The organism is Pelomonas caseinilytica (assembly GCF_021353235.1).
GTDB lineage: Bacteria > Pseudomonadota > Gammaproteobacteria > Burkholderiales > Burkholderiaceae_C > Pelomonas > Pelomonas caseinilytica.
In genome coordinates this window covers 110,348-136,978 of the sequence record NZ_JAJTWT010000012.1, presented here as the reverse complement: position 1 = coordinate 136,978, position 26,631 = coordinate 110,348, and the positions used below count along the sequence as shown (strand labels likewise).

Here is a 26,631-nt window from a genome sequence, read left to right as displayed (position 1 = left end):
AAGGCGCGCATCCGGCAACTCACAGGCCGCTTGTGCGGGCGCAGCATGGGGCAAGTGGTGCAGGGGCTGCGGCCCTACCTGCTGGGCTGGAAGGCGTACTTCGCAATGGCGCAAACGCCAAGGGTCTGGCGCGAGTTGGACGAGTGGCTGCGCCATCGCATGCGAGCCATCCAACTCAAACAATGGCGCCATCCACGCACCATCTACCGGGAGCTCAAAGCGCTCGGCGCGTCGGACCCTGTGGCGACACGCGTTGCCGTCAACGGTCGACGATGGTGGTGCAACAGCCGTCGACTCCTTAACTCTGTGCTGTCCATCGCCCACTTCGACAGGCTGGGACTGCCTCGCCTCTCGTGACCTCAAGCTCTTGAACCGCCGGGTGCGGACCCGCATGCCCGGTGGTGTGGGAGGGGCTCGGCCAGGTAACCTGGCCGCCCCTATCCCGATTCAAGCGATGCCCACGACCTTGTGCATCTGCACCGACAGCCGCCATTGCGGATGGGCCATGCAGTAGTCCACCGCTGACTGGGTGTGTTCGCGCTTGAGCACCGAGTCCATGGGCTGCAGGAAGAAGTGCTGGAAGTCCAGCCCGGCGAAGCGCTCCGGCGGGGCCAGCGGCTGCGGGTAGACCAGCTTGAGTTCGTGGCCCGACGTCAGCACCAGCGGTGCGTCGGCCTTGGGGCTCACGCAGATCCAGTCCAGTCCCGGCGGCGCCGGCTGGGTGCCGTTGGTCTCCACGGCGACCTCGAAGCCGCGCGCATGCAGGGCCTCGATCAGCGGCGTGTCCAGCTGCAGCAGCGGCTCGCCGCCGGTGCAGACGACGTAGGGCCGCCCGCCGCCGGGCCATTGGCGCGCGATCGCGTCGGCCAGCGCCTCGGCCGTGGCGAACTTGCCGCCGCCGGGCCCGTCGGTGCCGACGAAGTCGGTATCGCAGAAGCTGCAGACCGCCGTCGCACGATCCTGATCGCGGCCGGTCCAGAGGTTGCAGCCGGCGAAGCGGCAGAACACCGCGGCGCGGCCGGCCTGGGCGCCCTCGCCCTGCAGCGTGTAGAAGAGTTCCTTGACGCTGTAGGTCATACCGGGATCAGCTCCTCGGAATCCGCCCGGCTCACGATGGCGCCCGAGCCGCGCGTCTCGTAGAGGTCCACGCGGTCGATCTGGGGCAGCACCGCGCCGGCCTCGCGCAGCACCCAGGCGGCCACCGAGGCGGCGTCGCCGTCGGGCAGGCCGGCCAGCTCGAACAGCGGGTGGTGGTCCAGCCGCTTGAACAGGGGCGTGAACACCGACTTCACGTCGCCGAAATCCACCGTCCAGCCCATCACCCGGTCCAGCGGCGCGGCCAGGTGCAGGCGCAGCGTGAAGGTGTGGCCATGGACGCCGGCCAGCGGGTGGCCGGCGGGCGCGGACTTCAGGCGAACGGCGCTGTCGAGCGTCATCTCCTTCCAGATGCGGTAGTGCTGGCCGTTGAAGTTGGCGCCGCTGGAGCCGGTCTCGTAGACGGTCACCCACGACAGCTCCGGCAAGGCCGGCTTGAGGCGCTGCCACAGCCAGGCCGAGATGTTCTCGCTGGTCGGGTTGGCGAGGCCCTCGATGTCGTTCAGGCAGCGGTAGTTCAGTTCGAAGTGCAGGGGCGCCCACACCTCGTCGAGGCGGTCGTAGTCGATGGCGAGGTCGCGCTCGCCGAGGTCGGCGTTCGCATGCAGGATGACCTCGAAGCCATGGCCGTGCATGCGCCCGCACTGGTGGCCGGGCGGCACGTTGGGCAGCTGGTGGGCGGCCTGGAAGCGATAACGCCGCCAGACGTGGGCATGGCCGGCGCCGTCGAGGTCGACCCCGCTGTGCGCCGTGCTCTGCACGCCCACCTGCACGATGCCGGGCACGTCCACCGCGAGGCGGCTGCGCACCCAGCGGGCCAGGTTCTCGTCGGTGGGCTCGGCGAGGTGGTCGTTCAGCAGGGCATGGTCCAGCGGCGCCACGGTGGCGGCCATGCGCGAGCCCAGGGCCTGCACCTCGCCGCCCGGGAAGGCCGCCCAGCCGGCCGGCAGGGCCGTGCGCACGGTGGCGAAGTAACTGTGGCCATGCAGCCCATGGCTGCGGTGGGAGGCGGGCAGGGCGGGAATGCGGCAGGCCGACTCGAAGCCGGCCGAGGCGCAGTGCAACACGGACAGGGACATGCCCCGATTGTCCCCTCGGGCTTGCAAGACCGCTTGACTTGAAGTGGGCTTGAGCTTTTAGGCTGCCGCCATGAACCTCGCCGATCCCGTCGCCGAAGCGCCGCCCGCGGCTTCGCTCGCGCTCTTCGCCCCCGGGCGCCGCGCCGCCTGCCTGGGCGCCGTCGCCTTGATCTCCATGCTGGCCTTCGAGTCCATCGCCGTCGCCACCGCCATGCCGGCCGTGGCCGAGGCCCTGCACGGCCTGCCGCTGTACGCGCTGGCCTTCGGGGCGACGCTGGCCACCTCCGTGCTCGGCATGACGGCGGCCGGCCAGCTCTGCGACAAGCGCGGGCCCTTCATCGCGGCAATGGCCGGCCTGGCCGCCTTCCTGGCCGGGCTGCTGCTGGCGGGCTTCGCCACCTCCATGCCGCTGCTGGTGGCCGGCCGGGCCCTTCAGGGGCTGGGCAGCGGCGTGCTGGGCGTGACGCTCTATGTCGGCGTCGGCCAGGTCGTGCCCCAGGCCCTGCACCCCAAGCTCTTCGCCATGTTCGCCGGGGCCTGGGTGGTGCCCGGCCTGGTCGGGCCGGCGCTCGCTTCCTTCCTGGTGCAATTCCTCGGCTGGCGCTCGGTCTTCCTGGCCGTGGCGGCCGTCGTGCCGGTGGCGGCGGCGCTGATGCTGCCTGCGCTCAGGCGCGTGGGTAGCGGCACGGGCGAGGCGCTGCGCTGGGGCACCATGCGCTGGGCGGTGCTGGCCAGCCTCGGCGCGCTGACCCTGCATGCCGCCAGCCAGGCCGGCGCCGGCGCGCCGCTGCTGTTCTGCATCGGCCTCGCGGTCGCCGGCATCGCGGCGCGGCTGTTGCTGCCGGTGGGTACGCTGCGGGCCGCGCGCGGCCTGCCCACGGTCATCCTGCTGCGGGGCCTGATCGCGGCCACCTTCGCCAGCGCCGAGGCCTTCCTGCCCCTGCTGCTCACCCAGCATTTCGGCTGGAGCCTCACCCAGGCCGGCATCGCGCTCAGCGCCGGCGCGGTCACCTGGAGCATCGGCAGCGCGCTGCAGGCCCGCGTCACGCGGCCCGAGCGGCGGCGCCTGCTGCTGCCCGGCGGCTTCGGGCTGACGGTGCTGGGCCTGCTCGTCGTCATCGCGCCGCTGGGCATCGCCCTGCCCTCGGGCCTGGTGTTCGCGGGCTGGGCCACGGTGGGCCTGGGCATCGGCCTGTCCTTCCCGATGCTGTCGGTGCTGCTGCTCAAGCTCTCGCCGCCCGAGAGCCAGGGCAGCAACACCTCGGCCCTGCAGCTCAGCGACGCCCTCACGAGCAGCGCCGCCCTGGCCGGCGCCGGCCTGCTGTTCGACCCCGCCACCCGCCAGGTGCTGCCGGTGCTGCTGATGGCGCTGGCGCTGGTCGCCACCGCCACGGCCCTCAGCCCGAGGGCGCAGCCGGTGGCCGAGTGAAACGACCCGGGGCGGTTCAGGCCACCGGCGGCCGGATGTCGCTCAGGCGCCGCCCGCGCCTGGAGGCCGCCGAGCGCAGGTGCACGAGGGACTCCACGCGCTTGAGCAGTTCGCGGTCGTTCCAGGGCTTCTTGAAGATGCCGTAGACGCCCTCGATCTGGCCCACCCGGCCGTGCAGCTCGTCGTGGCCGGTGATGGCGATGACGGGCAGGTCCTCGGTGGCCAGGCTGCCGTGCACGTCGGCGATCAGCTCGAAGCCGTCCTTGTTGGGCATCTCCAGGTCGGTGATGAGCACGGCGATCTCGGGTTTGGCGTCCAGCTCGGCCAGGGCCTCGTTGCCGTCGTTGACCTGCACGACCGTGAAGCCGGCGCCTTCGAGCAGCCGCTTGAGCTTGGTGCGCACGACGGCGGAGTCATCGGCCACCAGCACGCTGGGCGGGCCTTCGGGCACCGTGGGCGCGGCCACCGGCGGCAGCATGGGCGTCGGGGCGGTGACGAAGGCGCTGGCCATCGAGGGGCCGGCCTGGGGCGAGATGGGCAGAGGCGGCAGCGCCACGGGCGGCTGGGCCGTGCGCGGCGCGTGGGGCACGGGCGGCCGCGGCGGCGGGCTGTAGTCGCGCGTCGGCCGGTAGTCGTCACGCTTGAAGGCGGCAATGAGCACGATGATGGCCAGCGGTATCGCGATCAGCACCGGCATCAGATAGGCGCCCAGCAACTCCTGCAACTCGTGAAACATCTCCATCCCCGGGATCGAACAACGGGCAGCCTAACACCCACCACCCACTCACACCATCGAGGAAAGCCGGCATCTGTGCACGACTGGCCGGTCTTTTGCGCGGACGGTCGCGTCAGTGCCGTCAGAAGGTCAGCACGAAGCAGGCGCCGCCGCCCGGCCGCCTGGCGTGGCGTACCGTGCCGCCCAGGCCGTGCACCAGCTGGCGCACCACCGCCAGGCCCACGCCACTGCCGCCGTCGCGCGTGGTGAAGAAGGGCGTGAAGATGCGCGACTCCAGCCCCGGCGCCACGCCCGGGCCGTTGTCGGCCACCGTCAGCCGCAGCCGTGCGCCGCGGCTCAGGCCGGCCTCGATCTGCAGCCGCGGCGCCGGCCGGCCGGCACAGGCCTGCAGCGCGTTCTGGGCCAGGTTGATGAGCACCTGCTCCAGCTGGGCGGCGTCGGTGCGCAGCGCCAGCGATGGCGGCTCCACGTTGACGGCCACGCTGCCGCCCGCCGCCTCCCAGGCCGGGGTGACGAGGCGCTGCACCGCCTGCAGCAGCGGCAGCAGCGGCGTGTCGGCCAGCGTGGGCGCCGGCGGCTGGCTGACGCTGCGATAGCGCTCGACGAAACCCTGCAGGTGGGCGGCGCGCCGTGCCAGCGCCGCCAGCGCCGCCTGCAGCTCCGCGTGCTCGCCGGCCTCCAGCAGGGCCGGCGCGCTGGCGGCGAGCGAGGCGATGGGGGTCAGCGAGTTCATGATCTCGTGGGTCAGCACCTGCACGAGCTGGCGCCAGGCGGCCAGGGCCTCGGTCTCCAGCTCCGACTCGATGGGCGCCAGCGCCGCGAGCCGCCAGGCCTCGCCCTGCACTGTCAGCGCCGACACGGCCAGCACGGCGCGCTCCTGGCCGTGTTCGGTCGGCAGCATGACGACGCGGCGGCCCGGGGCTGCGTCGAGCAGGGCGGGCAAAGCCCCGGGCTCGGCGGCCCGCCCCGGCGCAGCCAGGCGGCGTGCCGCGGCGTTCAGCGCCAGCGGCGGCCTGCCCGCGGCCAGGCGCCACAGGGCGAGCGGGGCGTGTTCGAGCGCGGCGTCCAGGTCGGGCCGCGGCGGGGGCGGCGGGTCGGCCGGCGGCGGGCTGGGCGGGCGTGCCAGGCGGGCAAGACGGGTCAGCGAGCCCCAGCCGGCCACGGCGGCCAACGAGCCGACGAGGCCGCAGGCGACGAGCAGGCGGGGCGAGTCGGCCCAGGCGCCCGCGCCCGCCGTGCTGGCCGCCAGCACCAGCGCGGCCAGGGCGATGCGGGTGCGCTCAAAGGCCATGCTTGTCCAGCTTGCGGTACAGGGCCGCTCGGCTCACGCCGAGCAGCTTGGCCGCCTGGCTGATGTTGCCCTCGGCCTGGGCGAGCGCCGCCTGCACCGCCTCCCGCTCCCGCTGCGCCAGGTCCAGGCCCGTTTCGGCGGGCACCGGCGCGGCCGTCTCGGCGAGGCCGAAGTCCGCGAAGGTGAACACCGGCCCGCGCGCCAGCAGCGAGGCCCGCTCGCAGGCCTGGCGCAGCTCGCGCACATTGCCCGGCCAGCGGTAGGCGCAGAGCCGGGCCAGGGCGTCGGTGTCGACGTCGCGCGCCGGGCGGCCCTGCGCGAAATGGGCCAGGTAGTGGCGCAGCAGCAGGGCCACGTCGGCCGCGCCGCGCTCGCGCAGCGGCGGCACGCGCAGCACCACGGTGTTGAGGCGGTAGAGCAGGTCGGGCCGGAAGCGCCGCGCGTCGAAGAGCTCGGCCTCGGGCGCGTTGGTGGCGGCCAGGACGCGCACGTCCACCGGCACGGGCTTGTCGCTGCCCAGCGGCGTCACCTCGCGGCGCTCCAGGGCCGCCAGCAGCTTGGCCTGCTGGGCCAGCGGCAGGTTGCCGATCTCGTCGAGGAAAAGGGTGCCGCCGGCGGCGGCCACGAAGCGCCCGGGCCGCGACTCGCGCGCGTCGGTGAAGCTGCCGCGGCGGTGGCCGAAGAGTTCGCTCTCCACCAGGGCTTCGGGCAGGGCGCCCATGTCCACCGCCAGCAGCGGCCCGGCGGCGCGTGGCGAGGCGCGGTGCAGGGCGCGCGCCACCAGCTCCTTGCCCACGCCGTTCTCGCCCAGGATGAGCACGCTCGCCTCGCTCGCACCCACCTGCGCGATCTGCGCGCGCAAGCCCTGCATCGCGGCCGACTCGCCCAGCAGCTCGCCGACGGCAGGCGCGGGCGCGCGGCGGGCCAGCGCGGCTTGCACGCAAGCCACCAGCCTCTCGTTGGCCCAGGGCTTGGTGATGAAGTCCACCGCCCCGGCCTTGAGCGCCTGCACGGCCAGCTCCACCTCGGCATAGGCCGTCATGACGACGACCGCCGGTGCCGGCGCCGGCCGTGCCACCACCTCGCGCAGCAGGGCCAGCCCGGCCGCGCCGTCGCTCGCGCCGGGCGCGAAGTTCATGTCCAGCAGCAGCACGTCGGGTGCGAACTCGTCGAGGGCCGCGGCCAGCCCGTCCGGCGACTGCCGCACGGCCACCGTGCCGAGCCGGCGCAGCGCCAGCCGCGCGGCCAGGGCCACGTCGGCGTCGTCGTCGAGGATGAGGATGCGGCCCATGGGAGGGCGCGACTCTAAGCGGCCAGCGTCCGCCCCGGCAAGGCGGTGTCCGGAAGCGGACAGTGCCCGTGTCCGCAAGCGGACGGTCACGCCGGCCGCGCCGGCCTTGTTCCCGGGGCGAATGCCCTGGCCCGTGTCTTGCAGAAAGGGCCGCCATGACCCCGTTCACCTCCACCCCCTGGCGCAGCGCCTGGCGCCAGCTGCGCGCCGAGCCCGGCCCGGCCGCCCTCGTCATCGCCGGCCTGGCGCTGGGCCTGGCGCTCACGCTGCTGACGGCGAGCTTCCTGCAGGACACGCTCTGGCCCGATGCCCACTTGCCGGAGCGCGACCGCCTCGTCACCTTCGAGTGGCAGGCGCGCGGCCCGGGCGGCGTCAGGACGGACTGGCATGGCGACGTCCCGACCGTGCCTTTGTATGCCGCGCTGCGCGCCAACGGCGCACCGATCGAGGCGATGAGCCGCGTGCTCTTCACGCAGCTGGCTGCCAGCGCGTCCGATGCCCAGGGCGTGCAGCGCCACAGCCGCATCGTCATTGCGTTGGGTGATCCCGATCTGCCGGCCCTGCTCGGCCTGCGCCCGCTGGCCGGCGACATGACCGAGGCCCTCGGAACGCCCGAGGGCACCGCGCTGAGCGCGGAGGCCGCCGAGCGGCTTTTCGGGACCACGCAGGCCGTCGGGCGCCACTTCACCATCGCCCTCCCGCCCGACCCCGAAGGCCGCGCGCCGGCCCACGCCTTCACCTTGACCGTCAAGGCCGTGCTGCCCACGCCCAACCTCAACGGCGTGCTGGGTTTCGATGCCATCGGCGGCTTCAATGCGCCCGCCGCCAAGGCCTACCTGGCGCGCTCGGACACCTGGTACCAAACCACGGGCCGCCTCTACGCCCGCCTGCAGCCCGGAGCGCGGCCACAGCAGCTGAGCGTCCTGGCGCAACGCCTGATCGACCAGCAGCCCATCCCGCCCGGGTTCCCGATGGACTTCCTGAAGGGCGGCGGCAGCCCAGCCTACCTGCGGGCCATGCCGGTGGCCGACGTCGGCCTGCACGGTGCCGGCAGCCCGCTGCGGCGCCTGCAGCTGGGCAGCCTCGCCGCAGCCGCGGCCGGCGTGCTCACCCTGGCCATCATCAACTTCGTCAACCTGTGGAGCGTGCGGACGCTGAGGCGGCAGCGCGAGATCGGCCTGCGCAAGTCGCTGGGCGCGGGAGCATGGCAGCTGGCCCTGCAGTTCTTCGCCGAGGCGGCTGTCGTCGCCGGCCTCGGCGGGGGGCTGGGCCTGCTGCTGGCCTGGTGGGCCACGCCGGCGGCCGAGGTGCTGATGCAGCACCAGTTCCACGCCCCCGTGCTCAGCGCCGGCATGGTGCTGCTGACGTGCCTGTGCTGCGCCGTCATCGCCGCTCTCAGTGCGATGCCGCTGACGGCCATCGCACTGCGTGTGCGCCCGGCGGAGTCGCTGGTGGGGCGCAGCTACAGCGAGGGCGCGGCCAGCCGCTGGCTGCGCCGCGTCATGACGACGCTGCAGTTCGGCTCGGCCGCCGTGTTCGCCTCGCTGGCCCTGACGGTGCTGTGGCAGGCCGAGCATGCCGTCGGCATCCCGCGCGGCTTCGAGGTGCGGGACCGCGTGGCCATCGACCTGCCCTGGGAGGTCCAGCCGGCGCAGACCCGCGCCCTGCTCGAGCGCATCCGCGGCTGGCCCGAGGTGATCGCCGCCGCGGCGGCCGACGACCTGCCCGGGCGCGACTTCGCCAACTGGTACGGCGAATTCCGCGGTCCGGGCGGCACCCCGGTGACCTTGCGCACCGGCGTCGACTTCACGCCCGGCTACCTGCAGGTCTACGGCATGCGCCTCATCGCTGGGCGCTTGTCGGCCGACCACGTGGCCGAGCAGGCCCAGCGGGCCATCGTGCTGGACCGCAGCGCCGTGCGTGCGCTGGGCTTCGCCAGCCCGCAGGCGGCGGTTGGTCAGGCCCTCGGCACGCCCGCCAGCATCGACGACGGCCAGCCGGCCACGGTGGTGGCCGTCATCGAAGACATCCGGCTCGAAGGCCCGCGCAGCGCGCCGCAGCCGCATGCCCTTCGCCCGGTGGTGGAGCGTGGCTATGCCGTCGTCGGCGTGCACAGCCGCGACCCGCAGGCCACCCGTGCCCGGCTGACGGCCGTGGTGAGGCAGGCGTTTCCGGACGCGGAGGTCAACGCCCTGCCGATGCGCGACATGCTGCTGCAGAAGGTGGCCGACGACACGCGCCTGGGCCGCCTCGTGGGCATCGCCGGCCTGATCGCCCTGGGGCTGGCCGCCGTGGGCATCTACGGTCTGGCGGCCTACACGCTGCGCCGGCGCGAGCGCGAGATCGTGCTGCGCAAGCTGCACGGTGCCGGTGCGGGCGCCGTGGCGGGCCTGCTGGCGCGCGAGTTCGCCGGCGTGCTGGGCGTGGCCTGCGTGGTGGCCCTGCCCGCGGCGGCGTGGCTGTCGCAGCGCTACCTCGCCGACTTCGTGGAGCGGGCGCCGGTGGGGCCGCTGTCGCTGTGGGTGCTGCTTGCCGTCACGGCCCTGCTCGTGGCCGTGACGGCCTTGGCCGTGGCCCGGCACCTGCGCGCCGCGCTGGCGCTGCGACCCCTGCAGGCGCTGACCGGTTGATCGAGATGAAACCCAAAGGCAACCGCAGAGGCACAGAGGCACACAGAGGCCTTCGTCCCGCTGCCTCTGTGTCTCTGTGCCTCTGTGGCTTTGTTCCAGGGACTCGCGCATGAGCAGCGTCCTTTCCCAGGCCCCCATGACTGGCGCAGCCATGGACCGGCGCGTCAAGGTGCCGGTGCGTCGCTGGCGGTTGGCGCTGGGCGCCGCCGCGCTGCTCGCCCTGGCCCTGCTGCTCGCCCGCGCCTGGCCGAGCGGCGTGCCCGTGTCGCGCGCCGACGTGGAAATCGCTCCCGCCAGGACCGGCCCCTTCCACGACGTCGTCGTCGGCCGCGCGACGGCGCAGCCGCTGCAATCGGTGCTGCTGGACGCGACCGAGGATGGACGGGTCGAGCAGGTGCTGGTGAAGGACGGCGAGCGCGTGGAGGCGGGGCAGCTGCTCGTCGCGCTGAGCAGCACGCAGCGGGCGCAGGAGCTGATGGCCCGCTCCAGCGAGGCGGCCCAGCAGCTGGCCAACTTCTCGACGCTGCGCGCCGCGTGGATGCAGGCCCAGGCCCAGCAGCGGCGCAGCCTGACCGAAGCCGGCTTCGAGCTGGAGCGCGTGCGCCGCCTGCACCAGCGCAACCGCGAGCTGGCCGCCACCGGCTTCCTGTCGCCCTCGGCGCTGGAGGACTCGGTCGACAAGCTCGCGATGGCCGAACGTCTCTATGCCCAGCTGCAGGCCGATGGTCGCGAGGAGCTGGCCGTGCGCGAGCAGTCGGTGCAGGCCATGCAGCGCGCCGTGGCCGACCTCAACCGCCGCCTGGAGGCGATGCGCGCGGCCAGCGAAGGCCTGGCCGTGCGAGCACCGGTGGCCGGGCGCCTGACCGGGCTGACCCTGCAGGTCGGCGAGAGCGTGCGCAGCGGCACGCGCATCGCGCGGCTGGACAGCCTGGGCCGCTTCAAGCTCGAACTGAAGCTGGACGAGTTCCACCTCGCCCGCGTGCACGAAGGCCTGGCCGCCGAGCTGTTGCACGAGGGCCGGCGCCATGGCCTGCACGTCGCGCGCATCGACCCGCAGGTCAAGGATGGCCGCTTCAGCGTCGAGCTGAGCTTCGACGCCGACCCGCCGGCCCTGCAGGTCGGCCAGGGCCTGGACCTGCGGCTGACCCTCGGCCAGGCGCAGGACGCGCTGCTGCTGCCCGACGCGGGCTTCTACGCCGACACCGGTGGCGCCTGGGCCTTCGTGCTCGATGCCGATGGCCGCCACGCCCGGCGCCGCGAGCTGCGGCTCGGCCGCCGCGCCGACGGCGTCGTCGAAGTGCTTGGCGGCCTGCAGCCCGGCGAGCAGGTCGTCGTCTCGCCCTATCGCGCCTTCGCCAACGCCTCCACCCTCGAACTCCATTGAGCCCCACACCATGTTCAAGCTCCGCCAACTCACCAAGACCTTCCGCGCCGGCGACGTCGAGACCACCGCCCTGGACCGCATCGACCTCGACATCGAGGCCGGTGAATACCTCGCCATCACCGGCCCCTCGGGTTGCGGCAAGTCCACCCTGCTGGGCATCCTCGGCCTGCTCGACGCGCCCACGCGTGGCGAGTACTGGTTCGACGGCCAGGACGTCGCCGGCTGGAACGAGCGGCAGCTCAACACCCTGAGGCGGGGCCGCATCGGCTTCGTCTTCCAGAGCTTCAACCTCATCGACGACCTGACGGTGGCCGAGAACATCGCCCTGGCGCTGGAGTACGGCGGCCTGCCGGCGCGGGCCCGCCGGGAGCGGGTGGCCGAGGTGATGGAGCGCCTGGGCCTGGCCCATCGCGCCGCCCACCGGCCGAGCCAGTTGAGCGGTGGCCAGCAACAGCGCGTGGCCCTCGCCCGCGCCATCGCCGCCCGGCCCGCCCTGCTGCTGGCCGACGAACCCACCGGCAACCTCGACAGCGCCCATGGCGCCGAGGTCATGCGCCTGCTGCGCGAGCTCAACGCCGAGGGCACGACGCTGGTCATGGTCACCCACTCGCTGGAGCACGCCGCCCAGGCATCGCGCACGCTGAGGCTGCTGGACGGGCGGGTGGTGGTGGACGCCATGGCCATGCCGGCCTGACCACCTTGCCCCGGGCCGCCCCTTGCGCCGGGCGGCCGAACCGGCACTAAATCCCGCGCACGCGCGCCGGGCACGGCCGCGGCCCGTTCCATGGGCGGGGGGCGCCTTTAGGATGCCGTCCATGCACCCCCTAGTTCGTGGTCTGCTCGGCCTGCTGCTGCTCGCCGGCCTGGGCGCCGTCGCCCGGGCCGAGCTCGGCGTCGGGCCGCTGGAGGTGCAGTTCCGCAGCGTCAGCGTGCCGCAGAGCGCGGTGCCGGCCATCGCCCAGGACCGGGCGGGCTTCATCTGGATCGCCACCAACAAGGGCCTGACGCGCTATGACGGCTACCGGCTGCGCGCCATCGAGCAGCTGGGCGACACCCCGGCCAGGCGCAGCCTCGGCTGGGTGAGGGCGCTGGCGCCGGCGGCCGACGGCCGCATGTGGATAGGCACGGAATTCCAGGGCCTGGTGGCCTACGACCCCGAGCAGGACCGCGTCGAGCGGTTCGGTGGCGCCCAGGCCGGCGACGGCCCGCAGGCCTCCATCCGCGCCCTGGCCGAGGACCGCGACGGCGCCATCTGGGTCGGCACCATGGGCGCGGGACTGCAGCGTTACCTGCCGCGCGAGCGGCGCTTCGAGCTGCAGGCCCTGGCCTGGCGGGGCGAGCCCGAGACGCGCGTGCTGGCCCTGCGCGTGGGCCGTGACGGCAGCGTCTGGGCCGGCCACTGGCGCGGCCTGGCGCGGCGCCAGGGCGGCACCTGGGAGAACCTGGCCCTGCCGGGCCTGCCCGACGGCGTGCCCGTGCTGGCCCTGGCCGAGGACCGCGGCGGCCGCCTCTGGCTGGGCGCGCAGGACGGACACCTGGGCGTCGTCGAGCAGGGGCAGGTGCGCTGGGTGCAGTCCCTGGGCCTGCCCATCCAGGCCCTGGCCGAGGGCGACGACGGCCGGCTCTGGGTCGGCAGCAAGAACGGCCTGTTCTGGGTGAACCCGGCCAGCGGCGCCATCGACCTGCGCCTGCGCCAGGACCCGCGCCGCGCCATGGGCCTGGCGGGCAACGACATCAGCGGCCTGCTGCGCGACGCCAGCGGCGCCATGTGGGTCAGCGGTTATGGCCTGGGCGTGCAGCGCCACCTCTTCCACCCGGCACTGGCCGTGCGCGGTCCCGATGCCGACCCCGCCAGCCCGCTGGCCGAGGCCGACGTGCGCGCCGTGCTCGCCCTGCGCAACGGCGAGGTGCTGGCCACCACGCAGACGGGCCACGTCGTGCGCCTGGACGGGCGTCCGGCGCGCGAGCTGGCCACGCTGGGCGAATGGCCGCGGGAGCGGCGCAGCGTCGTCGAGAGCCTGGCCGAGGCGCCCGATGGCAGCATCTGGCTGGCGGCCGCGGGCCGGCTGGAGCACCGCGAAGCCGGCGGCCGCCTGCTGCGCGACTGGCCGCTGGACGGCGGCCGTGCCCAGCAGCTGCTGCTGCGGCCCGACGGCAGCCTCTGGCTCGGGATGCAGGAGGGCTTGTTCCGCCTCGCCGGTGCCGGGGCGGCGGCGCCGGAGCGCGTGCATCTGCTGGGCGGACTGCCCCTGCACGGCGGCGTGCACGCCCTGGCGCCGGCCCCCGACGGCCGGCTCTGGGTGGGCGGGCAGCAGGGGCTCTACCGGGAGCGCGAGCCGGGCAAGGGGGACCTGGAGCCGGTGCCCCAGGCGCCCGACGAAGCCCTGGCCAGCCCCATCGTCATGGGCATGCTGTGGGGCCGCGACGGCCGGCTGTGGGTGGACACGCCGGTCAGCGGCCTGCACCGCCTCAAGGGCTGGGACGCCCAGGGCCGCGCGCGCTTCGACCGCATCAGCGAGCGCCACGGCATGGAGGGCGTGTTCGGCGGCAACCTGCACGAGGACGGGCAGGGCCGCATCTGGAGCCAGCTCTACGTCTACGACCCCGCCGCGGACCGGCTCGACAGCTTCGGCGGTGCCGAGGGCGCCAACTTCGGCAGCTTCTGGTTCTTCGCGAGCACCGAACTGCCCGGCGGCGCCCTGCTCTTCGGCGGCAGCCGCGGCCTGCTGCGCGTGCAGCCCGAAGCCTGGCGCGCCCAGCGCACCAGCCCGCCGCTGGTCATCAGCGGCCTGCGCGTCAACGGCCAGCCGTGGGAGCAGCCGGGCATGTTGCGCGACGGCCTGGTGCTGCCGCCCGGCAAGCGCAGCCTGTCCATCGAGTTCGCCGCCCTCGACTACGCCGACCCCGCGCGGCTGCGCTACGAGTACCGCCTGCAGGGGCTGGACAACGAGTGGACCCGCGTGGACGCCAGTGGGCGCAACCCCGGCTTCGGCCCCCTCGGGCCGGGCCGCTACACCCTGCAGGTGCGGGCCACGGCCCACCAGTCGATCTGGGGCCTCGAGCAGCTGCAGCTGCCTATCGAACTGCAACCCGCCTGGTGGGAGACGGACTGGGCCCGCACCGGTGGCGTGGTCGCCACGCTGGGCGGGATCTGGGCCTGGATGCGCTGGCGCACCCGGCTGCTGCGCCGCCGCGAGGCCGAACTCCGCGCCCTGGTGGACGAGCGCACCGCCGAGCTGCGCGAACTCAGCCTCACCGATGCCCTGACCAGCCTGCGCAACCGCCGCTACATGGAGCTGCGCCTGGACGACGACCTGCGCCTGTGCCTGCGCCGCTTCGAGACCCCCGACGGCAGCGGCCCCGGCCCCGACGCCGACCTGCTGCTGATGCTGCTGGACCTGGACCACTTCAAGCGCATCAACGACGTGCACGGGCACGCGGCCGGCGACGCTGTGCTGATGCAGCTGGCCGAGCGCCTGCGCGGCGTCTTCCGCGAGACCGACTCCCTGGTGCGCTGGGGCGGCGAGGAGGTGCTGGCCCTAGCCCGTGAGACCGAAAGGCGCGACGCGCCCGAGCTGGCCGCGCGCGTCTGCGCCGCGGTGCGCGACAAGCCCTTCGAGATCGGTCCCGGCGAGACCGTGCACGTCACCGTGTCCATCGGCTTCTGCGCCTTCCCGCTGGACCCGCGCCACCCGCGCCTGTGGGACTGGCGCGCCTGCCTGGCCCTGGCCGACTCCGCCCTTTACGCCGCCAAGGCCGAGGGGCGCGACGGTTTTGTCGGCGCCATCCGCGCCAACGGCCTGTCCCCCCGCGAGGCGCCCGATGGCGCCGAGGCCTGGCGCCGCGAGACCCGGCTGGACGTGGCTCGCGGCGCGGTGGGCGACACCGTCACGACTTGAGCTGAAACTCGAAATCCACCGCGGTAGTCCTTTCCGCGTTCGCGGCACCCGCGCCCCATGAAAGACGAGGTGCCGTGCGGCAATAGAACACAGCCACAGAGGCACAGAGACACAGAGGGACCTTCATCCCGCCTTCTCTGTGCCTCTGTGCCTCTGTGGCTGTGTTTCCCGGCCTCGGTACCGAAGCATCGAGTTCGTGGAAACTGGGAGTCATGAAGACGCCTCCTGCCCTCAGCTCCCCCGCCCTGCTGCTCAGCGCCTTCGCGGCGTGGGCAGCGCTTGCCGCCGCGCCGGCGCGCGCCGACGCCCTGGACGCCCAGGAGCAGCGCATCGTCGCCAACGTCAGGCGCCACACGCCCGAGGCGCTGCAGCTGCTGGAGCGCAGCGTGCTCGTCAACAGCGGCACGCTCAACCCCGCGGGGGTGCGCGAGGTCGGCGCCCTCTACGCCCAGGCCTTCGAGGCCGTGGGCCTGCGCACCCGTTGGGTGGACATGCCGGCGGAAATGAAGCGCGCCGGCCACCTCGTCGCCGAGCGCATCGGCACGCAGGGCAAGCGGGTGCTGCTGATCGGCCACCTCGACACCGTCTTCGAGAAGGACAGCCCTGTGCCGCCCTGGCAGAGCGACGGTCACAAGGTGCGCGGCCAGGGCGTGTCCGACATGAAGGGCGGCGACGTCATCATCCTGCTGGCCCTGCGGGCGCTGAACGACGCCGGCGCCCTCGAAGGCCGCACCGTTCGGGTGGTCTTCACCGGCGACGAGGAACGCGTCGGCTCGCCCATCGAGGTGGCGCGCGCCGCGCTGGTGGACGCCGCCCGGCAGAGCGACGTGGCCCTGGCCTTCGAGGGCGCCACCAAGGACGAGCAGGGCCGCGACGCGGCCACCATCGGCCGCCGCGCCTCGGGCGGCTGGCAGCTGACCGTGACGGCGCGAACGGGCCATTCGGCCGGCGTCTTCGGGCGTGACGGCTTTGGCGCCGTCTACGAGGCGGCCCGCGTCGTCAACGCCTTCCGCGAGCAGCTCATCGAGCCGGACCTGACCTTCAACGCGGCCACCATCGTCGGTGGCACCAGCGCCCAGTGGAACGATGCCGAGAGCCAGGGCCAGGCCTTCGGCAAGAGCAACGTCATCCCGCGCGACACCCAGGTGCGCGGCGACCTGCGCTACCTGACCGCCGAGCAGGGCGCCAAGGCCCGCGAGCGCATGCAGGCCATCGTCGAGCAGTCCCTGCCCGGCACGCGTTCGCGCATCAGCTTCAACGAGAACTACCCACCCATGGCGCCCACCCCGGGCAACCTCAAGCTGCTGGAGGCCTATTCGCGCGCCAGCGCCGATGCCGGCCTCGGACCCATCGCGCCCTTCCCGCCGGGGCAGCGCGGCGCGGGCGACGTGCAGTTCGTCGCCCCCATCGTCGACAGCCTGGACGGCCTGGGCGCGGCGGGCGGCGGCGCGCACACGCCGGACGAGTGGCTGGACATCGCCTCCATCGAGCGCGGCGCCGTGCGCGCCGCGGTGCTGATCTACCGCCTGACCCGCTGAACCGGATTTCTAGAATCCGGGCATGGCCGCCCCCCGACCCCAACGCCTTTCCCTCGAACTCCTCGCCCCCGCCCGCGACGCCGACATCGGCATCGAGGCCGTCAACCACGGCGCCGATGCCGTCTACATCGGCGGCCCGGGCTTCGGCGCGCGCGACAAGGCGGCCAACCCGGTCAGCGAGATCGAGCGGTTGGCCAGGCACGCCCACCGCTTCAACGCACGGGTCTTCGTCACGCTGAACACCATCCTGCGCGACGACGAGCTCGAAGGCGCCCGCCAGCTCGCCTGGCAGCTGTTCGAGGCCGGCGTCGACGCGTTGATCGTGCAGGACATGGGCCTGCTGGAGCTGGACCTGCCGCCCATCCAGCTGCACGCCAGCACCCAGACCGACATCCGCACGCCCGAGAAGGCGCGCTTCCTGCAGGACGTGGGCTTCTCGCAGATGGTGCTGGCCCGCGAGCTGGATCTGGGCCAGATCCGCGCCATCCGCGAGCAGGTGCAGCAGGCCACGCTGGAGTTCTTCGTGCACGGCGCGCTGTGCGTGGCCTACAGCGGCCAGTGCTTCATCAGCCACGCCCACACCGGCCGCAGCGCCAACCGCGGCAACTGCAGCCAGGAGTGCCGCCTGCCCTACACGGTGACCGACGCGCAGGGCCGCGTCGTCGCCCACGACAAGCACGTCCTCAGCCTCAAGGACAACGACCAGAGCGCCAACCTGGAGGCCCTCGTCGACGCCGGCATCCGCAGCTTCAAGATCGAGGGCCGCTACAAGGACATGGCCACCGTCAAGAACGTGACGGCCCACTACCGCACCCTGCTCGACGCGCTGATGGAGCGCCGCCCCGAGCTGGCCGCCACCAGCCACGGCCATTGCCGCTACACCTTCACGCCCGAGCCCGAGCAGGCCTTCAACCGTGGCGGCACCGACTACTTCGTCAACGGCCGCAAGACCGACATCGGCGCCTTCGACAGCCCCAAGCATGCCGGCCTGCCGCTGGGCGAGATCGTGCGCGTCGGCGCCGCCGACTTCGACCTCGACACGGGCGACGCGCTGCGCGTGGTCAACAACGGCGATGCCCTGACCTGGTGGGACCGCCAGGGCGAGCTGCAAGGCGTGCCGGTGAACGTGGCCACGCCCTTGGGCGGCACACGATGGCGCATCGAGCCCAACCTGTCCAAGGGCCAGGCCTTCGGCGACCTCAAGGATCTCTTCCCCGGCACGGCCCTCAGCCGCAACCGCGACATGGCCTGGGAGCGGCTGCTGGCCAAGCCCAGCGCCGAGCGCCGCATCGCCGTGGACCTGACGCTGGCCCAGGTGGAGGGCGGCTTCGAACTCAGCCTGAAGGACGAGACCGGCGCCAAGGCCGCGGTGCGCCTGCCGCAGGCCCACGAGCCGGCGCGGGATGCGAAGCAGGCCGAGGCCCAGCTCAAGGAGAACCTCGCCAAGCTCGGCGACACGATCTTCGAGGCCCGCCGCGTGCGCCTGGCGATGCGCGAGCCCCTCTTCCTGCCGGCGAGCAAGCTCAATGCCCTGCGCCGCGACGCCGTCGCCGCGCTGGAGGCCGCGCGCGAGGCCGCCTTCGTGAAGCTGCCCCGCGCCACGCCCGTCGAGCCGCCCGCGCCCTACCCCGACGACACGCTGACCTACCTCGCCAACGTCTACAACGGCAAGGCCGCCGCGTTCTACGCCCGCCACGGCGTCAAGGTGGTCGGCGCCGCCTACGAAAGCCACGAGGAGCTGGGCGAGGTGCCGCTGATGATCACCAAGCACTGCGTGCGCTGGAGCCTGAGCCTGTGCCCCAAGCAGGCCAAGGGCGTGACGGGCGTGCAGGGGACGGTGCGCGCCGAGCCGCTGACCCTGCAGCACGGCGACGACACCCTCACGCTGCGCTTCGACTGCAAGCCCTGCGAGATGCACGTGGTGGGCGCCATGCGCCGCAACGTGCTGAAGGCCCTGAAGGCCGAGCCCATGACCTTCTACCGCACCCGCCCGGGTGCCAACTCCGGCACGAATGCCGGGCCGAATCCGGCCTGATCCGCCAACCGCCGCGATGCCGCGGTGACACACTCGCCCCCCATCTCATGGTGGGAGGACAGCGTGTCGCAGAACCCGCGGACGAACGGACCATTTCAACTGACGCGGCGCCGCGTCATCGGCGCCGGTGCCGGCGCGGTGACGCTGCTGGTGCACGAACTCGCCCTGGCCCGCAAGCCGCCCGGCTTCAGGCTGCCCGGCGCCAGGCCGGAGCCGGTGGACACGCCCACCCAGCCGCACGCGCCGCCCGGCGCGCCCGACTGGTCCGGCGGGCCGGGCCGGGCGCGGTTCCGCATCGACGGCCTGGCCAAGGTCACCGGCCAGAAGATCTATGCCCGCGACTTCCGCGCAGCCGACATGCCCGGCTGGCCCAGGGCCGAGCGCATGGCCCTCATCCTGCGGGCGACGCGCCCTGGCCTCGCCTTCGCGGGCCTGGACCTGGCCCGCCTCGAAGCCGCCGGCGCCGTGCCCATGCTCACCATCACCCAGGCGCCGCTGCCGGGCTACCCCTGGCCGCAGCGCGACCTCGCTTCGCTGAACCTGGCCCTGCCGTTCTCGATGGCCGGCGCCAACGGCATCAAGCAGCTGCTGGTGCCGCTGGGCACGGCGCCGCAGTTCTACGGGCAGGCGGTGGCCGTCCTGGTGTTTGCCGATGCCAACGCCTGGCGCCGCGCCAAGCGCGCCCTGCAGTTCGAGCCCGGGGTGGTCAAGGCCGGCGACGCGGTCGCGCCCGAGCCGGCCACGCCCTATTCGCCCACCACGAGCCTGACGCGTTATGAGGCGCCGGGCGTCGCGCCGTTCTCGCAGGTGCAGGTGGGCTGTGAGTCCGACCCGCATGCGCCGGACTCGCCGTCCGAACCCTACAACTCGACGGCCAAGGCCTTGCGCGAGCGCATCGACGCGCGCCTGGCCGACCCGGCGCTGCTGCGGCTCGGCGGCACCTACGCCACCCAGGTGCTGGACCCGATGTTCATGGAGCCCGAGGCCGGCCTGGCCTGGCTGGACCGGCGCGGCGAAGGCACGCTCGGCCTGGTGCTCGGCACCCAGGCCACCAACGGCGACGCGGGCGACAGCCTGGCGATGTTCGGCGGCAACGGCTGCCCCATCCAGGTCAGGACCGTGGCCCTGCACTCCTGCTACCCGGGCGGCGGTTTCGGCGGTCGCGACGTGTCCACCTTCCCGCCGCTGCTGGCCGTCACCGCCGCGCTGGCCGACGGGCCGGTGCGCATCGCCCAGGACCGCTACGAGCAGTTCCAGAGCGGCCTGAAGCAGCTCGGCAGCGCCATCACCCAGCAGATCGCGGTGGACCCGAAGACCGGCCGCTTCGAGGCCTTCAGCAGCCACCAGACCCTGGCCGCCGGCGGGCAGAACAACTACAGCCAGTTCGTGGCCATGCTGGCGGGCTACTGCGGCCTGTCGGGCTACGACATCCGCCAGGCCTGGGTGGACGCCGCGGCCCAGCCGAGCACGGGCGTGGTCGCGGGCTCCATGCGCGGTTTCGGCGGTCCGCAGGCCAGCTTCGCCGTCGAGACCCTGGTCGATGAAGTGGCCGTGGCGCTCAAGCGCGACCCCATCGAGCTGCGCGAGGCCAATGCCCTGCGCGAGGGCGACCGCACCATCACCGGCGCCCCGCTGGCCCAGGCCATGCGGCTGCGCGAGATCTGCCGCCTGGCCCGCGCCCACCCGTTGTGGCGTGACCGCGAGGCCGTCAAGGCCCGCAAGGCGCGCGAGGGCGTGCGCTACGGCGTCGGCTTCGCGCTGGCCAACCAGGCCTACGGCACGGGCACGGACGGCGTCATGGCCGAGGTGTCCATGGACGCGGCCGGCCGCCTGGCCGTGCGCACCAACTGCGTGGACATGGGCAATGGCTCGGCGACGACGCTGGCCATCAGCACGGCCGGCTGGCTGGGCCGCAACGCCCACGACATCGTCATGGGCGACGTGGGCAGCTTCAATGCGCTGGACCTGGACGCCACGCCCGGGGGCAGCTGGAGCGACCCGCGCTGGACGGCCAGCTTCAGCATGTCCAGCAGCGCCTGCCTGACGGCCTTCCACCAGGTGCACGTGACCGAGCAGGCCGCCCGCGTGCTGTTCGAGACCGGCGTGCTGCCGGCGGCGGCGGCGCTGTGGGGCGTGCCCGTGGCGCAGCTGTCCGGCCGCACGCGCTGGGACGCGGGCCGCCTCGTCGCCCCGGGCCTGACCCCGCTGCCTCTGCCGGCGCTGGCGGCTCGTGCTCACGAGGCCGGGCTGGTGGCCGGGGCCATGGTGCATGGCCTCTACCAGGGGGCCTGGGTGTCGGCCAGTTATGCCGTGCCGGGCGGTGGGGCGCCGTTGCTGCTGCCCATCGACGGGCTGTCGCTGCGCACGGCCGGCCGCACCGCCTGGGCGCCGGTGACGCGGCAGGACGTGATCCCGCCCGACCCGGCGGCCAAGCTCTATGGCCGCAGCCTGTACGCGCCCTCGGGGGCGGTCATCGCGGTCGAGATCGCCCCGCGCAGCCTGGAGCCGCGCGTGGTGGCGGTGGAGCTGTGGGTGGACGCCGGCCGCGTGCTGCAGCCCGACCTGCTGATGGGCCAGGCCCAGGGCGGCATCGCGATGGGCATCGGCTATGCGCTGCTGGAGAAGCTGCCGTTGGAGGCGGGCGGGGCCGGCGGCGGGCGCTGGAACCTGGACCGCTACCACGTGGCCTTGAGCGCCGACGTGCCCCTGGGGCGCATGAACATCACGCCGCTGCCGAGCGAGGAGCCGACGGCCAAGGGCATCGCCGAAGCGGTGCTCTGCCCCATCGCGCCGGCCATCGGGAACGCGGTGGCGCATGCGACGGGGAAGCGGTTCCGGGCGCTGCCGATCACGGGGGAGGATGTGCGGGGGGTGTTGGCGTGAGGGCGGGTGGTGATGGGTTGCTTTTGCGGGGAGCCTTTGTGTTCGTTGCACCGTGCCGGGAGTTCGCCCCGGCGGGCGACCTACTTTGGCTTCGCCGAAACCTTCGGTTTTCTGGGCGACCAGAAAGTAGGCAAAGAGTCGCCCCTGCAAAACCGCCCCTGCGCTGCGCTTCGGGGTTCCCTGCGATGCTCGAAGCCCGAGGCCAGCGCCAAACTCCCTTCGCTCACTGCGTTCGCTACGGTCAGACAGTGGCGCTGAGTCAGTTGTTGAAGCGCGCTGCGCGCGCGCCCCGGGCTTCTGCGCTTCTCGGCGGCTTAGAAGGGGAGAGCCCAAACAGCCAACAGCCGAACAGCCGGAGTGCCAATCGCGCCGGCCATGCCCTTGAGGTATTTCGTCTTACCCCCTTTAGCGCCGCCGAGCAGCGCAAGGCCTTGAGGGCGTGCGCGAAGCGCACTTCAACATCTGACTTCGCGCGGTTGTCTGAGCGCAGCGTAGCGAAGCGAGTTCCGCGCGGGCCCTCAAGGCCTGAGCAGCGCAGGGAACCCCACCGCGAAGCGGCGGGGCGGCGCGGTCGGGGGGAGCTCTTTGCCTACTTTCTGGCGGACCAGAAAGTAGGTCGCCCGCCGGGGCGAATTCCCGGCATGGGCCTTCGCAACAAGCCGCTGCAAGCAAGAGCAAAAGCAACCCTCCGCACACATCAAACCCAACGAGAGGCCACCCCATGACCGACCTCGTCAAAGTCCAGTTCCACGTCAACGGCCGCCCGGTGAAAGCCGACGTCCCCACCGACCTCCCCCTCCTCGACTTCCTCCAGGAAGAGCTCGGCCTGTCCGGCACCCGCCTGTGCTGCGGCATCGGCGTGTGCAAGGCCTGCACCGTCGCCGCCCGCCGCGTGCCGACCAGCCAGGCCCAGCCCATGCTCGCCTGCTCGACACCCGTGGCCCTGCTGCAAGGCCAGTCCATCACCACGGTGGAAGGCACCGGCAGCATGGAAAAGCCCAGCGCCATCCAGCAGGCCTTCCTCGACCACTTCGCCTTCCAGTGCGGCTACTGCACGCCCGGCTTCGTCATGGCCACCGAGATGCTGATCGAACGACTGCGGGCACGGCCCGTGCGCCCCGACCAGCTCGACGCCGCCATCGAGGACGCCGTCGGCCAGCACGTCTGCCGCTGCACCGGCTATGCCCGCTACCACCAGGCCATCCGCGCCGTCGTGATGGCGGAGAAAGGCCTGGTGACGGCATGAAGGCCTGGCTGCTCCTGCTGCTCCTGGCCGGCTCCGCCCAGGCCGAGACCCTCTTCGAATACGGCCGCCAGTGCGCCGAACAGGTCACCGAGGTGCCGGCCTTCGACTGCATGGCCGGCGAGGAGATCCCCATCACCGTGGACGGCAAGCCCGTGCCGCCCCAGCCCGCGCCGGCCACCTGCGACCGGCCCTCGCTGCTGCCCCAGCACGACGCCGGCAGCCAGGGCCAGTGCGTGCCCGGCAGCCGCGCCCTGGTGCTGCGCGACGACGCCACGGCCCAGATCAGCGCCGTCTGCCGCAAGCAGGTGGCGCGGCCGGCCGGCAGCCCGCTGTTCGACGAGATCAACCTCGTCTCGCACAACCTCAAGAACGGCAAGACCTGCTGGTTCACCGCCAAGGCGGCGTCGCCGCTGGCGGCCGACCGCGGCATCGACGGCCGCCGCGTGCCCTCGCCGAGCACGCTCAAGCCGGTGCCGCGAGGCGCGGAGCCGGCCAGCCCGCCGGCCGACAAAGTCTGGCTCACGCCGGCCCAGGTGGCGAACAGCCAGCCGGCCTGCGTGCACTGCCACGACAGCGGCCCCTTCATGTACAGCCCCTACATCGCCCAGACGACGAAACTCCCCGGCGACCCCTTCGGCTTCTACGAGCCCAAGGCCATCGGCGAGGACTTCAAGAAGGCCTGGGCCAGCCTGCATGCCTTCGGCATCACGACGCGCGGCAACACCTGCACGGCCTGCCACCGCATGGGCAACATGAACTCCTGCCGCGTGGCCATGGACCAGTCCACCGGCCGCGCGCCCCAGGAGGGCGGCGACGCCTGGTCCAAGGCCTTCCCGCAGTCGCACTGGATGAGCCCCGGCAACCTGCACAGCCGCGCGCAATGGGACGAGCAGTTCAGCGAGAGCCTGAAAAAGCTGGCCGCCTGTTGCGCGGACCCGCAGGGCCCGGGCTGCCAGGTGGTGGAGTACGGCCCGTCCAGGCCGCGGGACCGGCGCTGACCGGGGGCCGCAGCGCCCCGGGGCGGGTCAGCCGCGCACGAAGCGCATCAGGCGGCCGCGGTAGTCCGCGCTGCCCGCCTGGGCGCTCAGGGGCGTCTCGCTGAGGGCGAAGCCCAGGGCCGCCATGCGGCGCCCGAAGGCCGCGCGGTTGCCGCGGTTGGGGTCGACGATGAGCAGCTCGCAGCGGGGCAGGGTATGCCGGCCGATGAAGGCCGCCAGCGCGCCGCCGTCGTCGCGTTCGTAGAGCACGTCGCTGCCGATGATGAGGTCGAAGCGGCCCTGCACGCGCGGTGCGCCGCCGCCGGCCGCGGCGTCCTCGCTCCAGTCGCCGTGGCAGTAGCGCATCGGCGCGAGTTCGTTCAGGCGCAGGTTCTCCAGCAGGAAGGCGCCGGCCAGCGGGTGGATGTCGCTGGCCGTGACTTCGGCGCCGCGGCGGTGGCACACCAGGCTGGCCAGGGCCAGGCCGCAGCCGATCTCCAGGATGCGTTCGCCCTCGGTCAGGGGCCGGACCGCCATCGCGGCGGCCAGATGCAGCCCGGAGGGCCAGACCTGGCCGAACAACGGCCACTGTGCGGACGAGATGCCCAGGGCCTCGGCCGCACCGGCGGGGTCGGCGAATTGCTGGTGGTCCAGCAGCGAACGGACCTGGAGATCCGCGGCGCCGTCGATGGCGAGCGTCTGGACTTTGACTTCATAGCCGGGCATGCGCCCTCCGGTGGCCTGCGTGGATGTTCGCGATGCGGCACGGGGAGGTCAGCGCCGCTGCGAGGAGGCAGCGGCCGGGCGACAGGCCTGCGGGGCAAGACGGGAAGCGGCGAGTGTAGGGGGCCAGTACAGGCCGGCCTCGCGCTCCGCATTCCCGTTGCATGGCGCCTCGCTGAAGCGCTGCTCGCCTTGGCTTCCCCTGGCTGCGGAGCGCGCCCGCCTCCGCCCCAGCGGTCAACGCATCAGGTCGTACGGCCCGCCGCGCTCCAGCGCCAGCTTGTAGGCCGGCCGCGCATGGATGCGCGCGAGGAAGTCCTTGAGCCTCGGGTAGGCGTCCATCGAGCCCGCGCGCGCCGCCGCCGCCTCGAGGGGGAAGCTCATCTGCACGTCGGCGGCCGAGAACTCGGCGCCGGCGAACCACGGCCGCGTGGCCAGCTCGGCCTCGAGGAAGGCGAGCTGGGCGTCGATGTTGGGCTGCACCACGCCGCCCAGCACCTTGGCCGCGATGCCCTTGGCGATGGGCTTGGCGAAGAAGGGCATCGGTGCGTTCGCCACCTTGGTGAAGATGAGCTTGAGCAGCAGCGGCGGCATGGCCGAGCCCTCGGCGAAGTGCATGAAGTAGCGGTAGCGCAGCGCGTCCTCGCTCGTCGGCGCCATGTCGGCCGGCTTGAAGCGGCCCTCGCCGTAGCGGTCCACCAGGTATTCGAGGATGGCGCCGCTTTCGGCCAGCGTCAGGCCGCCGTCGGTGATGACCGGCGACTTGCCCAGCGGATGCACGCGCTTGAGCTCGGGCGGCGCCAGCATGGTCTTGGCGTCGCGCTGGTAGCGCTGGATCTCGTAGGGCAGGCCGAGCTCCTCCAGCATCCACAGCACGCGCTGGGAGCGGGAGTTGTTGAGGTGGTGGACGGTGATCATGCGGTCGCGTGCCAGGGTTTCATTGCGGTGCCGGGGCGCCGGGCTCGGGTGCCAGCAGCCGGCCGAACAGCAGCTTCACCAGCAGCATGCCCACCCCCGCGCCGGCGACCAGCACGGCGTGCAGGCCCCAGAAGCTCGTGCCCGACAGCACCTCCAGCAGCCCCGCCAGCCAACCGACGAAGATGTTGCCGAAGAACAGGTGCAGGTAGTAGATGCCGATCATGACGCCCTGCAGGCCGCGCGGCGCTGTACGCGAATAGAGAGCCAGGCCCACCGGCATGATGTTGGCGAAGCCGATGTCGTTGACCAGGGTGTAGGCGAAGGTCCAGAGGATGCTGATCTTGGCGCCGCCGGCCTCGATGGACATGGCCGGGATGAGCAGCAGGGCCGGCGCGCAGGCGGCCACGAAGGAGCCGAGGGCGATCTTGGTGACCTCGTCGGGTTCGCGGCGGTGGGTGGCCCACCAGCGCCAGAAGGCCAGCGAGGCGACGATGGTCAGGGTGCCGAACACGGCGTCCACGGCCTGCAGCCAGGTCACCGGCACCTCGAAGCCGCCCACCATCATGTCCATGTGCTGCTGCGACCACAGCGGGTAGGCGTTCTGGAACTGCTGGTTGCCGACGATGGACAGCATCAGCAGGGGCAGGATGGCCACCAGCAGCAGCACCTGCAGCAGGCCGCGGCGGCCCACCGGCGGGCGGGCGGCGGCCTCGATCGCGCGCGCGCCGCGCGGCGTCTCGGGCGGCAGCCAGCGGCGGCCGGCCAGGTAGGTGACCAGGCCGATCAGCATGCCCACGCCGGCGGCGCCGAAGCCCCAATGCCAGCCGACCTTCTGGCCGAGGGTGCCGCAGACGAAGGGCGCGGCGATGACGGCGATCTGCACGGCGAGCATGAAGATCTGGAAGGCGCTGGCGCGGCGCTTGTCCTCCGGCCCGTACAGGTCGCCGACCTGGGCGGCGATGTTGCCCTTGAAGCAGCCCACGCCGAGCAGCAGGCAGGCCAGCGCCGGCAGCAGGGCGGTCTCGAAGGCCATCAGGAAGTGGCCCGTGGCCATCAGCAGGGCGCCGATGACGATGGTGCGCGTGCGGCCCAGCCAGCGGTCGGCCACCAGGCCGCCGAAGATGGGCGTCAGGTAGACGAAGCCGGCATACAGGCCGAACACCGCCGAGGCGAGCTGCCCCGGCGAGCGCGGTCCGGTGACGTTCTCGATGGCCTGGCGCAGGGCGTCCATGCCGGCGACGTGGCCGATCTGCCCCGGCATGAAGAGGTAGTTGCTCAGGTAGAGCACCAGCAGGCCCTGCATGCCGTAGTAGGAGAAGCGCTCCCACAGTTCGCAGAAGGACAGCCAGCCGAGGCCGGCGGGGTGGCCGAGGAAGGCGCGGTCGTCGCGGGAACGCACGTCGCTCGTGGCGTCGGCGCCCGCTTTCAGGGTGGCGGTGGTCAAGGGACGGTTCCGTTCGGATTCGAAAAGCCGCGA

Annotated in this window: 19 protein-coding genes; 11 read left to right on the top strand and 8 right to left on the bottom strand. The window is 73.0% G+C overall.

Annotation, left to right across the window (positions count from 1 at the left end; translation table 11 throughout):
- The coding region (locus tag LXT12_RS22780; protein WP_304622783.1) for a group II intron maturase-specific domain-containing protein at nt 1–357 on the top strand (357 nt) is incomplete at its 5' end.
- A gap of 90 nt (nt 358–447) precedes the next feature.
- Here the strand turns inward: LXT12_RS22780 and queE are convergent.
- Nucleotides 448–1,077 carry a 7-carboxy-7-deazaguanine synthase gene (gene queE / locus LXT12_RS22775; RefSeq protein ID WP_233394596.1) on the bottom strand — a complete coding sequence of 210 codons (630 nt, stop codon included), beginning with the start codon at nt 1,075–1,077 and terminating at the stop codon, nt 448–450.
- Entirely contained in the window at nt 1,074–2,174 is a 1,101-nt protein-coding gene (locus LXT12_RS22770) for a 6-pyruvoyl trahydropterin synthase family protein (protein ID WP_233394595.1), read from the bottom strand. The genes queE and LXT12_RS22770 overlap by 4 nt, the downstream gene beginning before the upstream one ends.
- A 70-nt stretch (nt 2,175–2,244) precedes the next feature.
- On the opposite strand from LXT12_RS22770, the gene LXT12_RS22765 reads away from it, so the two are divergent.
- Nucleotides 2,245–3,603 carry an MFS transporter gene (locus LXT12_RS22765; protein WP_233394594.1) on the top strand — a complete coding sequence of 453 codons (1,359 nt, stop codon included), beginning with the start codon at nt 2,245–2,247 and terminating at the stop codon, nt 3,601–3,603.
- Between the two features lie 16 nt (nt 3,604–3,619).
- Here the strand turns inward: LXT12_RS22765 and LXT12_RS22760 are convergent, their stop codons facing one another.
- The 3 genes from LXT12_RS22760 to LXT12_RS22750 form a co-directional block, all read right to left on the bottom strand.
- Nucleotides 3,620–4,345 carry a response regulator gene (locus LXT12_RS22760; RefSeq protein WP_233394593.1) on the bottom strand — a complete coding sequence of 242 codons (726 nt, stop codon included), beginning with the start codon at nt 4,343–4,345 and terminating at the stop codon, nt 3,620–3,622.
- Nucleotides 4,346–4,460: 115 nt separating this feature from the next.
- Nucleotides 4,461–5,630 carry a sensor histidine kinase gene (locus LXT12_RS22755; protein ID WP_233394592.1) on the bottom strand — a complete coding sequence of 390 codons (1,170 nt, stop codon included), beginning with the start codon at nt 5,628–5,630 and terminating at the stop codon, nt 4,461–4,463.
- Nucleotides 5,620–6,921 carry a sigma-54-dependent transcriptional regulator gene (locus tag LXT12_RS22750; protein WP_233394591.1) on the bottom strand — a complete coding sequence of 434 codons (1,302 nt, stop codon included), beginning with the start codon at nt 6,919–6,921 and terminating at the stop codon, nt 5,620–5,622. The genes LXT12_RS22755 and LXT12_RS22750 overlap by 11 nt, the downstream gene beginning before the upstream one ends.
- A 155-nt stretch (nt 6,922–7,076) precedes the next feature.
- Here LXT12_RS22750 and LXT12_RS22745 point away from each other — a divergent pair, with 155 nt between their 5' ends.
- The 9 genes from LXT12_RS22745 to LXT12_RS22700 all read left to right on the top strand — a co-directional run bounded on the left by LXT12_RS22745 (nt 7,077) and on the right by LXT12_RS22700 (nt 23,534).
- Nucleotides 7,077–9,551, top strand: coding sequence for an ABC transporter permease (locus tag LXT12_RS22745; protein WP_233394590.1), 2,475 nt, complete (start codon nt 7,077–7,079; stop codon nt 9,549–9,551).
- A 109-nt stretch (nt 9,552–9,660) separates the two neighbouring features.
- Complete coding sequence (locus LXT12_RS22740) at nt 9,661–10,935, top strand: efflux RND transporter periplasmic adaptor subunit (RefSeq protein ID WP_233394589.1); 1,275 nt, start codon at nt 9,661–9,663, stop codon at nt 10,933–10,935.
- A gap of 10 nt (nt 10,936–10,945) precedes the next feature.
- Nucleotides 10,946–11,629 (top strand): ABC transporter ATP-binding protein, encoded by a 684-nt coding sequence (locus tag LXT12_RS22735; protein WP_233394588.1) that lies wholly within the window; start codon nt 10,946–10,948, stop codon nt 11,627–11,629.
- A 121-nt stretch (nt 11,630–11,750) separates the two neighbouring features.
- Complete coding sequence (locus tag LXT12_RS22725; protein WP_233394587.1) at nt 11,751–14,834, top strand: ligand-binding sensor domain-containing diguanylate cyclase; 3,084 nt, start codon at nt 11,751–11,753, stop codon at nt 14,832–14,834.
- 212 nt (nt 14,835–15,046) lie between these two features.
- On the top strand, nt 15,047–16,372 hold the full coding sequence (locus LXT12_RS22720) for a M20/M25/M40 family metallo-hydrolase (RefSeq protein ID WP_233394586.1): 1,326 nt from the start codon (nt 15,047–15,049) through the stop codon (nt 16,370–16,372).
- Nucleotides 16,373–16,394: 22 nt separating this feature from the next.
- Complete coding sequence (locus LXT12_RS22715) at nt 16,395–18,407, top strand: peptidase U32 family protein (protein ID WP_233394585.1); 2,013 nt, start codon at nt 16,395–16,397, stop codon at nt 18,405–18,407.
- A gap of 63 nt (nt 18,408–18,470) precedes the next feature.
- Nucleotides 18,471–21,290, top strand: a complete 2,820-nt coding sequence (locus LXT12_RS22710) for a xanthine dehydrogenase family protein molybdopterin-binding subunit (RefSeq protein WP_233394584.1) — start codon at nt 18,471–18,473, stop codon at nt 21,288–21,290.
- A gap of 721 nt (nt 21,291–22,011) precedes the next feature.
- The gene (locus tag LXT12_RS22705; protein ID WP_233394583.1) at nt 22,012–22,536 is read left to right on the top strand and encodes a (2Fe-2S)-binding protein; all 525 of its coding nucleotides are present in this window, start codon (nt 22,012–22,014) and stop codon (nt 22,534–22,536) included.
- Entirely contained in the window at nt 22,533–23,534 is a 1,002-nt protein-coding gene (locus LXT12_RS22700) for a hypothetical protein (RefSeq protein ID WP_233394582.1), read from the top strand. The genes LXT12_RS22705 and LXT12_RS22700 overlap by 4 nt, the downstream gene beginning before the upstream one ends.
- A gap of 27 nt (nt 23,535–23,561) precedes the next feature.
- Here the strand turns inward: LXT12_RS22700 and LXT12_RS22695 are convergent, their stop codons facing one another.
- The 3 genes from LXT12_RS22695 to LXT12_RS22685 form a co-directional block, all read right to left on the bottom strand.
- Nucleotides 23,562–24,239 (bottom strand): class I SAM-dependent methyltransferase, encoded by a 678-nt coding sequence (locus LXT12_RS22695; protein WP_233394581.1) that lies wholly within the window; start codon nt 24,237–24,239, stop codon nt 23,562–23,564.
- Between the two features lie 234 nt (nt 24,240–24,473).
- Complete coding sequence (locus LXT12_RS22690) at nt 24,474–25,154, bottom strand: glutathione S-transferase family protein (protein WP_233394580.1); 681 nt, start codon at nt 25,152–25,154, stop codon at nt 24,474–24,476.
- Between the two features lie 19 nt (nt 25,155–25,173).
- Entirely contained in the window at nt 25,174–26,598 is a 1,425-nt protein-coding gene (locus LXT12_RS22685; protein WP_233394579.1) for a peptide MFS transporter, read from the bottom strand.
- Between the last annotated feature and the right edge of the window lie 33 nt (nt 26,599–26,631).

Coding starts and splice junctions, on each gene's coding strand:
- queE (WP_233394596.1), bottom strand. CDS start 1,077: ATGACCTACAGCGTCAAGGAACTCTTCTACACGCTGCAGGGCGAGGGC.
- LXT12_RS22770 (WP_233394595.1), bottom strand. CDS start 2,174: ATGTCCCTGTCCGTGTTGCACTGCGCCTCGGCCGGCTTCGAGTCGGCC.
- LXT12_RS22765 (WP_233394594.1), top strand. CDS start 2,245: ATGAACCTCGCCGATCCCGTCGCCGAAGCGCCGCCCGCGGCTTCGCTC.
- LXT12_RS22760 (WP_233394593.1), bottom strand. CDS start 4,345: ATGGAGATGTTTCACGAGTTGCAGGAGTTGCTGGGCGCCTATCTGATG.
- LXT12_RS22755 (WP_233394592.1), bottom strand. CDS start 5,630: ATGGCCTTTGAGCGCACCCGCATCGCCCTGGCCGCGCTGGTGCTGGCG.
- LXT12_RS22750 (WP_233394591.1), bottom strand. CDS start 6,921: ATGGGCCGCATCCTCATCCTCGACGACGACGCCGACGTGGCCCTGGCC.
- LXT12_RS22745 (WP_233394590.1), top strand. CDS start 7,077: ATGACCCCGTTCACCTCCACCCCCTGGCGCAGCGCCTGGCGCCAGCTG.
- LXT12_RS22740 (WP_233394589.1), top strand. CDS start 9,661: ATGAGCAGCGTCCTTTCCCAGGCCCCCATGACTGGCGCAGCCATGGAC.
- LXT12_RS22735 (WP_233394588.1), top strand. CDS start 10,946: ATGTTCAAGCTCCGCCAACTCACCAAGACCTTCCGCGCCGGCGACGTC.
- LXT12_RS22725 (WP_233394587.1), top strand. CDS start 11,751: ATGCACCCCCTAGTTCGTGGTCTGCTCGGCCTGCTGCTGCTCGCCGGC.
- LXT12_RS22720 (WP_233394586.1), top strand. CDS start 15,047: ATGAAGACGCCTCCTGCCCTCAGCTCCCCCGCCCTGCTGCTCAGCGCC.
- LXT12_RS22715 (WP_233394585.1), top strand. CDS start 16,395: ATGGCCGCCCCCCGACCCCAACGCCTTTCCCTCGAACTCCTCGCCCCC.
- LXT12_RS22705 (WP_233394583.1), top strand. CDS start 22,012: ATGACCGACCTCGTCAAAGTCCAGTTCCACGTCAACGGCCGCCCGGTG.
- LXT12_RS22700 (WP_233394582.1), top strand. CDS start 22,533: ATGAAGGCCTGGCTGCTCCTGCTGCTCCTGGCCGGCTCCGCCCAGGCC.
- LXT12_RS22695 (WP_233394581.1), bottom strand. CDS start 24,239: ATGCCCGGCTATGAAGTCAAAGTCCAGACGCTCGCCATCGACGGCGCC.
- LXT12_RS22690 (WP_233394580.1), bottom strand. CDS start 25,154: ATGATCACCGTCCACCACCTCAACAACTCCCGCTCCCAGCGCGTGCTG.